This window comes from Roseovarius atlanticus, assembly GCF_019802205.1.
Classification (GTDB): Bacteria; Pseudomonadota; Alphaproteobacteria; order Rhodobacterales; family Rhodobacteraceae; genus Roseovarius; species Roseovarius atlanticus_A.
Map to the genome: position 1 here is coordinate 814,243 of NZ_JAHVHQ010000002.1, position 12,731 is coordinate 826,973.

9 protein-coding genes are annotated in these 12,731 nt (G+C 64.7%); 6 read left to right on the forward strand and 3 right to left on the reverse strand.

The features are described 5' to 3' along the window. Positions 1–37: 37 nt before the first annotated feature. The 3 genes from dnaK (at position 38) to radC (ending at position 4,237) form a co-directional block, all read left to right on the forward strand. Positions 38–1,954: a molecular chaperone DnaK gene (gene dnaK, locus KUV49_RS04180; protein WP_222451750.1), complete on the forward strand. Its 1,917-nt coding sequence runs from the start codon at positions 38–40 to the stop codon at positions 1,952–1,954. A gap of 65 nt (positions 1,955–2,019) precedes the next feature. Next, positions 2,020–3,189: a molecular chaperone DnaJ gene (dnaJ, locus tag KUV49_RS04185; protein ID WP_222451751.1), complete on the forward strand. Its 1,170-nt coding sequence runs from the start codon at positions 2,020–2,022 to the stop codon at positions 3,187–3,189. A gap of 286 nt (positions 3,190–3,475) precedes the next feature. Beyond that, positions 3,476–4,237 (forward strand): RadC family protein, encoded by a 762-nt coding sequence (gene radC, locus KUV49_RS04190; protein ID WP_222451752.1) that lies wholly within the window; start codon positions 3,476–3,478, stop codon positions 4,235–4,237. Between the two features lie 3 nt (positions 4,238–4,240). On the opposite strand, the gene KUV49_RS04195 is transcribed toward radC, so the two are convergent. The 3 genes from KUV49_RS04195 to secA all read right to left on the reverse strand — a co-directional run bounded on the left by KUV49_RS04195 (position 4,241) and on the right by secA (position 9,876). Next, entirely contained in the window at positions 4,241–5,800 is a 1,560-nt protein-coding gene (locus tag KUV49_RS04195; protein ID WP_222451753.1) for a substrate-binding domain-containing protein, read from the reverse strand. Positions 5,801–5,821: 21 nt separating this feature from the next. Then, complete coding sequence (locus tag KUV49_RS04200; RefSeq protein WP_222451754.1) at positions 5,822–7,048, reverse strand: hypothetical protein; 1,227 nt, start codon at positions 7,046–7,048, stop codon at positions 5,822–5,824. A 107-nt stretch (positions 7,049–7,155) separates the two neighbouring features. After that, positions 7,156–9,876: a preprotein translocase subunit SecA gene (secA, locus tag KUV49_RS04205; RefSeq protein WP_222451755.1), complete on the reverse strand. Its 2,721-nt coding sequence runs from the start codon at positions 9,874–9,876 to the stop codon at positions 7,156–7,158. A gap of 186 nt (positions 9,877–10,062) precedes the next feature. Between secA and KUV49_RS04210 the strand changes: the two genes are divergently transcribed. Genes KUV49_RS04210 through KUV49_RS04220 form a run of 3 tightly spaced genes read left to right on the forward strand, consistent with a single transcriptional unit; the run spans position 10,063 to position 12,630 of the window. Further along, positions 10,063–10,944 (forward strand): peptidylprolyl isomerase, encoded by an 882-nt coding sequence (locus KUV49_RS04210; RefSeq protein ID WP_222451756.1) that lies wholly within the window; start codon positions 10,063–10,065, stop codon positions 10,942–10,944. 2 nt (positions 10,945–10,946) lie between these two features. Further along, positions 10,947–12,176, forward strand: coding sequence for a bifunctional glutamate N-acetyltransferase/amino-acid acetyltransferase ArgJ (argJ, locus tag KUV49_RS04215; RefSeq protein ID WP_222451757.1), 1,230 nt, complete (start codon positions 10,947–10,949; stop codon positions 12,174–12,176). A gap of 55 nt (positions 12,177–12,231) precedes the next feature. Further along, the gene (locus KUV49_RS04220; RefSeq protein ID WP_222451758.1) at positions 12,232–12,630 is read left to right on the forward strand and encodes a (deoxy)nucleoside triphosphate pyrophosphohydrolase; all 399 of its coding nucleotides are present in this window, start codon (positions 12,232–12,234) and stop codon (positions 12,628–12,630) included. The last annotated feature ends 101 nt before the right edge of the window (positions 12,631–12,731 follow it).

Here is a 12,731-nt window from a genome sequence, read left to right on the forward strand (position 1 = left end):
CCCTCAATCGCCTTAAGAACAGAAGGGATCGAAAAACATGTCCAAAGTCATTGGTATTGACCTCGGAACCACCAACAGCTGCGTCGCCATCATGGATGGTTCGCAAGCCCGCGTCATCGAAAACTCCGAAGGCGCCCGGACGACGCCCTCGATCGTCGCCTTCACCGACGAAGAGCGCCTTGTCGGCCAGCCGGCGAAACGCCAGGCGGTCACCAACCCCGAAAACACCATCTTCGGCGTCAAGCGCCTGATCGGTCGCCGCGCGGACGACAGCGATCTGGCCAAGGACAAGAAGAACATGCCGTTCGAAGTGATCGACGGTGGCAATGGCGACGCCTGGGTGCGCGCCAAGGGCGACAAGTATTCGCCCAGCCAGATCTCGGCCTTCATCCTCGGCAAGATGAAAGAGACCGCCGAAAGCTATCTCGGCGAGGAAGTGACGCAAGCCGTCATCACCGTGCCCGCCTATTTCAACGACGCCCAGCGTCAGGCCACGAAAGACGCCGGCAAGATCGCCGGTCTCGAAGTGCTGCGCATCATCAACGAGCCGACCGCGGCCGCGCTGGCCTATGGCCTCGACAAGGAAGAAACCCAGACCATCGCGGTCTACGACCTTGGCGGCGGTACGTTCGACGTGACCATCCTCGAAATCGACGAGGGCCTCTTCGAGGTCAAATCCACCAACGGCGACACGTTCCTCGGCGGTGAAGACTTCGACATGCGCATCGTCAACTACCTTGCCGACGAGTTCAAAAAGGAACACAGCGTCGACCTGACCAAGGACAAGATGGCGCTGCAACGTCTGAAAGAGGCCGCCGAGAAAGCCAAGATCGAGCTGTCCAGTTCGTCCCAGACCGAGATCAACCAGCCGTTCATCTCGATGGGCGCCAACGGCCAGCCGCTGCACATGGTCATGAAGCTGACCCGCGCCAAGCTGGAAAGCCTGGTCGGTGACCTCATCACCAACTCGCTCAAGCCCTGCAAGGCCGCGCTCAAGGATGCGGGCCTCTCGGCCAGCGACATCGACGAGGTCGTCCTGGTCGGCGGCATGACCCGTATGCCCAAGGTGGTCGAGGAAGTGACCAAGTTCTTCGGCAAGGAACCCCACAAGGGTGTGAACCCCGACGAGGTCGTCGCAATGGGCGCCGCCATTCAGGCCGGCGTTCTGCAAGGCGACGTCAAGGATGTCGTCCTTCTGGACGTCACGCCGCTCTCGCTCGGCATCGAAACCCTGGGCGGTGTCTTCACCCGCCTGATCGACCGCAACACCACGATCCCGACCAACAAGTCGCAGATCTTCTCCACCGCCGAGGACAACCAGTCGGCCGTGACGATCCGCGTCTTCCAGGGCGAGCGTGAGATGGCCGCGGACAACAAGCTTCTGGGTCAGTTCAACCTCGAGGACATCCCGCCGGCCCCGCGCGGCATGCCCCAGATCGAGGTGACCTTCGACATCGACGCCAATGGCATCGTCTCCGTGTCGGCCAAGGACAAGGGCACGAACAAGGAGCAGAAGATCACGATCCAGGCGTCGGGCGGTCTGTCCGAGGAAGACATCGACAAGATGGTCAAGGACGCCGAGGAAAACGCCGACGCCGACAAGGAGCGTCGCGCCCTGGTCGAGGCCCGCAACCAGGCCGAAAGCCTCATCCACTCGACCGAGAAGTCGATGGAAGAGCATTCGGACAAGGTGGACCCGTCCACCATCGAAGCCATCGAGCTGGCCATCTCGGCCCTCAAGGACGACCTCGAGAAAGAGGATGCCACCGCCGACAAGATCAAGGCGGGCATCCAGAACGTGACCGAGGCCGCCATGAAGCTGGGCGAGGCGATCTACAAGGCCAGCCAGGAAGACGGCGACGACGAGCCTGCGGCGGCCGATGAAATGGGCAAGGACGATGAAGACATCGTCGACGCCGATTTCGAGGACCTCGACAACGATAAACGCGCTTAAGCGTCAAACGGACAGGCAGGGGGCGCAGCGGCGCTCCCTGCTCTCCGATACAAAGGAGACATCCGATGGCCAAACGCGATTATTACGACGTTCTTGGCGTCTCGAAAGGTGCCAATGCCGACGAGATCAAGAAAGCCTACCGCACCAAGGCCAAAGAGCTTCACCCCGACCGCAACAAGGACAACCCCGACGCCGAGAAGCAATTCAAGGAGGCGGGCGAGGCCTATGACATCCTGAAGGACGCCGAGAAGAAGGCGGCCTATGACCGCTTCGGTCACGCGGCTTTCGAGGGTGGCACCGGCGCGGGCGCGCGCCCCGGCGGCGGGTTCGGCGGGGCCGGTCCCGGCCAGGGCGATTTCGCCAGCGCGTTTTCCGACGTGTTCGACGACCTCTTCGGCGACTTCATGGGCGGCGGCGCCCGTGGCGGTGCCGGCGGACGTCAGCGCGCCGCGCGTGGCGCCGACCTGCGCTACAATCTGCGCGTCAACCTCGACGAGGCCTATCGCGGCCTGCAGAAAACCATCAACGTGCCCACCTCGGTGGCCTGTGACGCCTGCGACGGCTCCGGGGCCGAAGGCGGCGCCGAGCCGACCACCTGTCCGACCTGTTCGGGCATGGGCAAGGTCCGTGCGCAACAGGGGTTCTTCACGGTCGAACGCACCTGCCCCACCTGCTCGGGCCTGGGCCAGATCATCAAGAATCCGTGCAACGTGTGTGGCGGCCAGGGCCGCGTACAGAAGGACCGCTCGCTGTCGGTGAACATCCCCGCCGGCGTCGAGACCGGCACCCGCATCCGCCTGGCCGGTGAAGGCGAGGCCGGAATGCGCGGGGGTCCCGCGGGCGATCTGTATATCTTCATCGAGGTCGCGCCGCACAAGATCTTCGAGCGTGAGGACACCAACCTCTTCTGCCGCGTGCCCGTGTCCGTGGCCAAGGCCGCGCTCGGCGGCGACATCGAGGTGCCCACGATCGACGGCGGCCGCAGCCGCGTGAAGATCCCCGAAGGCTCGCAATCGGGCCGCCAGATGCGCCTGCGCGGCAAGGGCATGCCCGCCCTGCGCGGCGGCGGTCACGGCGACATGTTCATCGAACTGGCCGTGGAGACCCCGGTCAACCTGACGGCGCGGCAAAAGGAGATCCTCAAGGAATTCGACACGCTGTCAGAGGACAACAACCCGGAAACCAAGAGCTTCTTCAAATCGGTGAAGGGGTTCTGGGACTCGATGAAAAGCTGACGCACAGAGGTCATCCCCGGGCGCGACCCGGGGACCTCCCACAGTCAATGTCATCCCCGGACTCGACCCGGGGATCTCCCACGGTCAACGTCATCCTCGGGCGCGACCCGAGGATCTCCCACAGTCAACGTCATCCTCGGGCTCGACCCGAGGATCTCTTGAACTCGGAGATCCCGGATCAGGTCCGGGATGGCGTCGCGCAACGCAAAGCCCCGCCCCGGGCCTGACCCGGGGCCTTCTTTCAGCCATTAACCGTTCACTAACCTTCCCGCGCCACCATCGGGCCATGTCCGACTCGCGCGCCTTCAAGGAAATGCCCCTGTCGCTCTTCGACAGCGACGAGGTTCCCGTCGCCGCCTGCGCGCCGGGCAGGCAACCCTCCTACATCCGCGACCACCGCAAGCGCCTGCGCGACCGTTTCATGTCCGGCGGGGCCGCCGCGCTGCCCGATTACGAGATGCTCGAACTCGTGCTTTTCCGCGCCATCCCCCGGCGCGACGTGAAACCGCTGGCCCATGCCCTGCTGGACCGCTTCGGCAGCTTCAATGCCGTGATCTCCGCCCCCTTCGACCAGCTTTGCGCCGTGGCCGGCGTGGGCGAGGCGGTGATCTGCGAACTCAAGATCGTCGAGGCCGCCGCCCATCGCCTCGCGCGCTCGCGCGTGGCGCAGCGCCCCATCGTCTCCAGCTGGGATGCCCTGCTGGATTATTGCCACACCGCCATGGCGCACCGGGATGTCGAACAGTTCCGCGTTTTCTACCTCGATCGGCGCAACACGCTCATCGCCGACGAGGAACAGGCGCGCGGCACCGTCGATCACGTGCCCGTCTACCCGCGCGAGGTGGTCAAGCGCGCACTGCATCTCAATGCCAGTGCGCTCATCCTCGTGCACAACCACCCGTCGGGCGATCCGACACCGTCGCAGGCCGATATCGACATGACGATCCAGGTCGAGACGGCGGCGGGCGCGCTCGGCATCACGCTGCACGATCACATCATCATCGGCAAATCCTGCGAAACCAGTTTCCGCGCCCAGGGCCTGATTTAGACCCTATCTCACCCAGACCTCGACCCGCCGGTTGATCTGGCGACCCCATCCGGTCCCGTCACAGGCCATCGGCATCGCCTCGCCAAAGGCTTCCAGCTCCATGCCGATCCGGTCCATGTTCGCCGTCTCCGCCGCCGCGACCACGGCACTGCGCACGGCTTCGGCGCGGCGCAAGGCAATCCGCCGGTTGTTCCCGGCCGGGCCCGCGCCGTCGCTGAACCCCACGAAGACCAGCCGCCGCGCGTCGTACTTGCCGACCTCCATCGCCCGCGCCAGCTGGGCCACGTTCGACCGCGACTGCGCGTCCAGCCGCGCCGATCCGGCCTCGAATCGGAAGGTCGTCGTCAGGCGTTTCAGCGGCGTCAGCGCCGCCACCATCCGCTGCAGCTCCTCCAGCCCCAGTTCCTCTCCCGCCTGCGCGATGGCATTGGCAAAGCGGTCGCCCTGCTCCTCGATGCCGATTTCCTCGGGCGCCTGGTCCACGAAACCCGCCCGCCGGATCACCAGCTGTGCCGTCGGGTCCTTCAGATAGGCCAGGAACTCGCGCCCGAGCTTCGGCAGCCGCCGTGCGGGCAGGTACAGGAACATCGGCGCGGTCAGCGGATAGTCCTCGGTCTTCACCGCCCGGCGCGTTGCCTTCAGGGCAAATCCGCACTCGCCGCTAAGCGCAAGCGCCGCCGTATTCCCGATCTCGGCCCGCGCCGTCAGACCCATCGCGAAAGGGTCACCGGCCACGGCCTCGGCCAGCGTGGCCCCGTCCCGATGCCGCGTGATCGCCTCGGCGAACGCCACGCCCGCGGGGCGCATCACCAGGTCTTCGGTGGCCTGGCCCAAGCCGCTGGTCTCCTCGAAAAGATGCAGCGCGATGGGCGCATCCGGCCCCCCCAGCCCGGCCCAGTTGTCGACCTGCCCCGACAGCACGCGTGCCAGTTCCGACAAGGTCACCTGCCGCAGCGGGTTCGAGGGCGCCACCACCGGCACCAGCGCCTCCAGCGCCATCACCCGGCCGCGCCCCTGCGCCGACATGTCGCCCAGCGCGGCATCCTTGCCCAGGAACACTTCCTGGGGACGGATCTCGCGCATCGACATGGCGATGTCCGCCACATCCGCGATAAGGTCGGCAAACCCCTCGTCGGAATTGGTCAGGCGGAACACGAACTCCCCGACCACGCGATCCTCGCCGGGATCATGTATCGCCAACAGAAGGTTGCCATCCTCCAGCGTATGGCGCTCCATTTCATAGCCCTCACGGATCGCGAAAGCCTCGACCAGCGCGGGCATCAGCAGCCGCCCGATCGTCGGCGCACCCGAAAACACGATCTCGGCGACGTAGGTATCCAGGTTGGGGCATCCCGGCCCGGCACAATCCACACCGGACCCGTCGACCGTCAATTCGCCGTAGATCGTGTCGACGCGGTAGAATTCACCATCGAACCCCAGCAGGTTGCCGGTGATTTCCACGTCGCCATCGCGTGAGGTCAGCGTCACGTCCTGCGCATGGGCCGGAAATACGCCCGCAAAAAGGAAAAGTGCGGCGAAGGCCGCCGCACGGTACATTTTCATGGATGCCCTCGGATCGCAGCGTCAGTTGCGCGCGATCTTCAGGTCTTCGTACAGGTTTTTCAACACCAGAAAGTCGCCGACGGCATCGCACTCGGGGATGGCCATGGTCAGATCCCGCGCCATCATTTCACCGACGCCCGGCTTGATCAGGGCCTGCGCTTCAACGTCGCGTCCACAATTCATGGCGTTGATCTCGGCTTCGAGACTGACCTGCACCTCGCCGTCGCGCTGCGCAGTCCGCGTCGGAAAGGTGTAGACTTCCGCCATCAGGGTCGTCTCCTCGATGACGCCCTCGCCAAGTCGCAGCAGGAACCCGCCCAGGCCCGTCTCGGCGCTGGTCGCATCGCGCCCCGCATCGCGCCAGACATGGCCGTCCTCGCCGTAATCGGCACCGTATTCCATCGCGTGAAGCTCCATGCCGCTCCGGCCCTGCCATTGCACGACATAGCGGTCGTAACGGTCCAGCGTATCGACATTCGTGGTTGCCACCGCGCCCTCGCCGCTCTCGAAGGCGGCGATGAACACCGCGTTTTCCGCCAGCGCCGGCACCTGCATCGACCACGCGCCGTCATCGTCGATGATCGCGCTGAACATCATGCCGTTATGGTGCAGGGTGAACTGCGTGTTGGCCCCGCACGGCGCGGTCAGATCCAGCTGGACCATCGCGGCGGCGGCGGGGCTTGCCGTCATTTCGATCTCGCCTTCGCAGGTCAGGGCCGGCGCCGTCTCTTCCTTCGGGAAGGTGCGAATGGGCGCATCCTGAAGCGCGGCCAGTTCCAGCGGCGTGTCCGGCAAGGCCTTGGGCTGCGGAGCGGGCGCGGGCGGCACCGGCTCGGCCGACGTCAGCGCCACTCTCTCGATCTGAAGCCCGTCGACATCAAAGCTCTGCCCGCCCGTCATCGCGGCGGTCCGGAAAATGGCCTTGTCGGCGGGATCGGCCATCGGCACGGGCGGCGTTGGGGCCTTGGCCGTTTGAACGGCTCCCAGCTTGTCGTCCACCGGGGCGGGGACCGCTTCGGGCGCTGAAACCGGCGCCGGGGCCGCAGGCTCCGGGGCGGAGGGCGCGGGCGTGCCACCGACGAAGGCCTGCGCGAACGCCTCGGCTGTCTCGGGCTCGACTTGGGGCGCGGGCGACTGCGTCACGGTCCGGTCGGTCGCAGAGGACTGCATGATGTAGCCAATACCAAGGGCACAGCCCATGGTCACGCCGGCCATGACGATACGCTTCGGATTGCCCAGCTTGATCATAACGATCTCCCAAACCTGTCATAGGTCGAGCGAACGCTATTGCGCGAAAGTGGCCCCTTGAAGGCACGTCAGCGGAGTCATTGAGGCCGAGTTGTGGCGTCCCCTTGTCAGCCCAGCCGCCCGTGACAATGCTTGAACTTCTTGCCCGAACCGCAGGGGCACGCCTCGTTCCGGCCCGGGTTGCCCCAGGTGGTCGGGTCGTTCTCGTCAAAGCCGGGCAAGGCGGCGCCGGTGGGATCCTTCAGGCTCTCGGCACCGGGCTCGCGTTCCTCGGTCTCGGACGGTTTCGGCGCCATCGCGGCCTGCTTGGCCCGCAGGTCGCGCAGCATTTGCTGCTGTTCTTCGTCCGTCATCGGACGGATGCGGGCCAACTGCTGCGTCACGTCCTGGCGCAGGCTGTTAAGCATCGACTCGAACAGCGCGAATGCCTCGTTCTTGTATTCGTTCAGCGGGTCGCGCTGCGCATACCCGCGAAAGCCGACGACACTGCGCAGATGTTCCAGCGTCAGAAGGTGTTCACGCCATTTGCTGTCGATGGTCTGAAGCAGCACCTGCTTCTCGATCATCCGCATCTGCTCCGACCCGAACGCCTCTGCCTTCTCGGCCATCATCTTGTCGGCGGCCTCTTCCAGGCGGTCGGCGATCTCGTCGTCGTCCACGCCTTCCTCGTCGCCCCAGACCATCACCGGCACATCCAGGTTCAGCCGTTCGATCACGGCGGCATAGAGCCCTTCCATGTCCCATTGGTCGGCATAGGTCTTGGGCGGCATGTACTGATCGATCAGGTCGTCGATCACCTCGCCGCGCATGTCCTTGATGATCTCCGACAGATCCGTGGCTTCCATGATGTCCAGCCGCTGGCGGAAGATCACCTTCCGCTGTTCGTTCATCACGTCGTCGAATTTCAGCAGCTGCTTGCGGATGTCGAAGTTGCGGCCCTCGACCTTCGCCTGCGCGCGCTCGAGGCTCTTGTTCACCCACGGGTGAATGATCGCCTCGCCTTCCTTCATCCCCAGCGTCGACAGCACCTTTTCCAGCCGTTCAGAGCCGAAAATGCGCATCAGGTCATCGTCCAGCGACAGGAAGAACGCCGACCGTCCCGGGTCGCCCTGCCGGCCGGACCGGCCGCGCAGCTGGTTGTCGATCCGGCGGCTTTCGTGCCGTTCCGTGGCCAGAACGAACAGGCCACCGGCGTTGATCACCGCCTGCTCGTCATCCTTGTGCCCGGCTTCCAGCCGCTTGCGCAGCTCCTCGGGATCGGCGTCGGGATCGGCGGCAATCGCCTCCATGATCTTGAAATCCAGGTTCCCGCCCAGCTTGATGTCGGTCCCGCGCCCGGCCATGTTGGTGGCGATGGTCACGGCGTTCAGCTTGCCCGCGTCGGCGACGATCTGCGCCTCCTGCTCGTGCTGGCGCGCGTTCAGCACGTTGTGCTTCACCCCCGCTGTCTTCAGCAGCTCGCTCAGCATTTCGGATTTCTCGATCGAGGTGGTGCCGACAAGGATCGGCTGACCCTTTTCATGCGCCTTCTTGATCGAGTCGACCACCGCGTCGAACTTCTCCTGCGCGGTCCGGTAGACGGCATCGTCCTCGTCCACCCGCGCGATCGGCTTGTTCGTCGGCACCTCGACCACGCCCAGCCCGTAGATCTGCCCGAATTCCTCGGCCTCGGTCGTTGCCGTGCCGGTCATGCCCGACAGCTTGTCGTACAGGCGGAAATAGTTCTGGAACGTCACCTGCGCCAGCGTCACGTTCTCGGGCTTGATCTCGCAGCCTTCCTTGGCCTCGATGGCCTGGTGCAGACCGTCCGACAGCCGCCGCCCGGCCATCATCCGCCCGGTGAACTCGTCGATCAGCACGACCTCGTTGTCGCGGACGATATAGTCTCTGTCCTTGAGGAAAAGCTTGTGCGCCCGCAGACCCTGGTTCATGTGGTGCACGATGGTCGTGCTCTCGGGATCGTAGAGCGACTGACCCTCTTCCAGCAGACCTTTCTGGTGCAGCAGCTCTTCGATATACTCGTTGCCTTCGTCGGTGAAGGTGACGTTCTTGGTCTTCTCGTCGATCTTGTAGTGATCTTCTTCCAGGCTGGGGATCAGCCCGTCGATGGTCACGTAAAGCTCGCTGCGGTCCTGCGCCGGGCCCGAGATGATCAGCGGCGTCCGCGCCTCGTCGATCAGGATGCTGTCCACCTCGTCGACGATGGCGAAATAATGCCCGCGCTGCGCCATCTCCTCGAGGCTCGATTTCATGTTGTCGCGCAGGTAATCGAAGCCAAGCTCGTTGTTGGTCGCATAGGTGATGTCGGCGGCATAGGCGCCTTTCTTCTCGGCATCCGGTTGCTGCGGATAGACCACGCCCGTGGTCATCCCCAGCGCGGAAAACACGTTGCCCATCCACTCGGCGTCCCGCTTGGCGAGGTAGTCGTTGACCGTCACGATATGCACGCCCTTGCCGGACAGCGCGTTCAGGTAGGCCGGAAAGGTCGCCACGAGGGTCTTGCCCTCGCCCGTCTTCATCTCCGAGATATTGCCCTGGTGCAGGAAGATACCGCCCATCAGCTGCACGTCGAAGGCCCGCAGGCCAAGCGCCCGGCGCGCCGCCTCGCGGCAGTTGGCAAAGGCTTCGGGCAGGATCGCATCCAGGCTCTCACCCTCCGCGATGCGTTTCTTGAAATCCTGGGTCCTGGCGATCAGTCCGGCATCATCGAGCGCCTCGTACTCGGGCTCCAGCGCGTTGATCTTCTCCACCAGCGGGCGGGTCGTCTTGACCTTGCGGTCGTTCGGGGTGCCAAAGATCTTCTTGGCAACCGTTCCAATACCCAGCATATCCTATCCGTTCCGGTCTTTCGCTATCTCGTGAATGGCAATCGCTTGCCCCGTCCGTCGCACCGCCCTAGAACGGGCCCAAGGGGACGGCCCTGCCTTTGATCATAAGGCGATGTAAGGGGCCGCTCATGGACTGTCAACGTCACAACGCGTCGCGTTCCGGCGCGAGAAAGCAAAGGGTTTTCCATGTCACATCCGATCAAGTCGATCCTCGCCGCAACCTGTACCGCCGCGATGCTGGCGCAGGGCGCCTGGGCGCAGGATACGGCTGAAACAGAGACTGATGCGCCCGCCGCCGACCCGTCGCAGGTTGTCGCCACCGTCAACGGCACCGAGATCACGCTGGCGCATGTCATCGCGCTCCGCGCCACCTTGCCGCAGCAATACGACCAGTTTCCGCCCAACCTGCTGTTGCAGGGCATCGTCGACCAGCTGATCCAGCACACGCTCCTGAAACAGTCTCTGGACGGCGAGCCGTCGCTGCGCAGCCGCGTCTCGATCGAGAACGAAGAGCGCGCCATCATCGCCGGCGAGGTCATGGCCGGCGTGATGCAACAGGCCCCGTCCGAAGAGGACCTGCAGGCGGCCTACGAGGAACAATACCCCGCCGATGTCCAGGAGACCGAGTATCGCGCCTCGCACATCCTCGTCGAAACCGAGGAAGAAGCGCAGGAGCTGGTGACCGCCCTCGAAGGCGACGCCGATTTCGCCGCGCTCGCCCGCGAGAAATCCATCGGTCCGTCGGGCGCCTCCGGCGGCGATCTCGGCTGGTTCGGTGCCGCCGACATGGTCGCGCCGTTCTTCGACGCCGTGGCGGCGCTCGAACCGGGCGAGGTCTCGGACCCCGTCGAAACCCAGTTCGGCTGGCACGTGATCACCCTGGCCGAAACCCGCAACAAGGAACGCCCCGCACTCGACACCGTGCGCGAGGAACTGTCCTCGCAGCTTCAGCAAGGCGCGCTCGAGTCCTTCATCGAAGGCCTGAAATCCGACGCCGAGATCGACCAGGTCGACCTTGAGGGGATCGACCCGAACGTGATCACCAATCTCGACCTCCTGGAGAACTGACAATGGCCAAGACCCTCGCCGTTTCGCCACTGGCGCCTGCCACCTTTCCAGAGCTTCCCGCCATCGGCGGGGTTGAGTTCGCCAGTGTCGAGGCCGGCGTGCGCTATGCCGGCCGCAAGGACGTGATGCTGGCGCGGCTCGCCCCCGGCTCGGTCATGGCGGGGGTCTTCACCCGGTCCGCGACGCGCTCCGCCGCCGTGCTCGATTGCCAGGAAAAGATCGGGTTCCAGTCCGCGGAAGGCGCGGCGATCATCGTCAACTCGGGCAATTCCAACGCCTTTACCGGGCGCAACGGCGTCACATCGGTCAAGGCGGTCACGAACGCCGTCGCACAGACCCTATCCCTGCCGGAATCGCGTATTTTCAGCGCGTCCACCGGCGTCATCGGCGAACCCCTCAAGCACGAACGCATCACCGCGAAGCTGTCCGAACTCGCGGACAAGCTGTCGCCCGACGGGATCGAGGATGCCGCCCGCGCGATCATGACCACCGACACGTTTGCCAAGGGCGCCTCGGCCACGATCACGATCGATGGACAGGAGGTGCGCATCGCCGGCATCGCCAAGGGCTCGGGCATGATCGCGCCGGACATGGCCACGATGCTCGTCTACATCTTCACCGACGCCGCCATCGACCGCGAACACCTGCAACAGATGGTCTCGGCCCTGAACGAAAAGACCTTCAACTGCATCACCGTCGACAGCGACACCTCCACGTCCGACACGCTGCTGGTCGCCGCCACCGGCGCCTCGGGCGTGCGCGTCACCGACCAAAGCGTCGGCTTCATGGAGGCGCTGCGCGGCGTCATGCTCGACCTGGCGCACCAGGTCGTCCGCGACGGCGAAGGCGCGACCAAGTTCGTCACCATCTCCGTCACCGGCGCGTCCAGCGACAATGACGCCAAGACCCACGGCCTCGCCATCGCCAACTCGCCGCTGGTGAAAACCGCCATCGCCGGCGAAGATCCCAACTGGGGTCGCATCGTCATGGCCATCGGCAAATCCGGCGCGCCGGCCGACCGTGACACGCTCTCGATCTGGTTCGGCGATACCCTGGTGGCCGAAAAAGGCTGGGTTAGTCCCGATTATCGCGAAGAAGACGGCGCCGCCCACATGAGGAACCAGGAGATCACGATCCATGTCGATCTCGGTCTGGGGGGCGGCACTGCCCATGTCTGGACCTGCGACCTGACCCACGGCTACATCTCGATCAACGCCGACTACAGATCATGAAACCGAAGCGATCACAGGAAAAGTGGGCTCCGGTTTTCCGTCCGGGATTGCGACAATGAAAACTGTTCTGGTGTCCGCCGTCGCCCTGATCGACGTCGACGGTCGCATCCTTCTGGCGCAACGCCCCGAGGGCAAGTCCATGGCCGGCCTCTGGGAGTTTCCCGGCGGCAAGGTCGAACCCGGCGAGACCCCCGAGGTCGCGCTCATCCGCGAGTTGGAAGAAGAGCTTGGCATCAACACCTGGGAAAGCTGCCTCGCGCCGCTGACCTTCGCCAGTCACAGCTATGACGACTTCCACCTGCTGATGCCGCTCTTTGCCTGCCGCAAGTGGGACGGCACCCCCCGATCGCGCGAGAACCAGACCCTGAAATGGGTCCGCCCCAACGCGCTGCGCGACTATCCCATGCCCCCCGCGGACGTGCCGCTCATCCCGATCCTCCGCGACTGGCTCTGAGCGCCGCAAAAGCTTTCAGAAAGCTTTTGCCAAGTCTTTTCAGAAAAGACTTGGGTTCAGCACATGAAAAAGGGCGACCCAAAAGGCCGCCCTTTCCCGAA